The sequence below is a fragment of the Mesorhizobium sp. M8A.F.Ca.ET.218.01.1.1 genome, assembly GCF_004791165.1.
Classification (GTDB): Bacteria; Pseudomonadota; Alphaproteobacteria; order Rhizobiales; family Rhizobiaceae; genus Mesorhizobium.
On record NZ_SRUZ01000158.1, the window covers coordinates 1 to 308 of the forward strand.

Annotated in this window: 1 pseudogene; it reads right to left on the minus strand. The window is 54.2% G+C overall.

Annotated features, from left to right (window positions below):
• Nucleotides 1-182 (minus strand): annotated as a pseudogene (locus EN861_RS35965) (hypothetical protein); the annotation flags it as partial.
• Nucleotides 183-308 lie beyond the last annotated feature (126 nt).

Genomic DNA, 308 nt, shown 5'->3' on the forward strand with positions numbered 1-308 from the left:
ATCCCTTCCGCGGCGCAACCAAGATATTCGTCCTTAATGGCCGATACCCAAGTGTAGAATTCGAGATATTGGCGGGCCTCGATCCGGGCAGAATCCAGCTCGTCGTGGCCGGTGCTGATATTAGCCGAAGGCAGGCGTGTGACGCTGCTCAGGTCGGGTTTGCTATTATTCTCTATGACCAACTCCCTTGCCGCCTTTGTCTAGGCCAGCGTGAATGGTCTCCGGCATCCCGATGCCGCTCTATGTGATTGAATTCTTTTCCACGGTTCGGTCCAGAGGTTCACTCCAATCACGTGGAGATCGTTAAG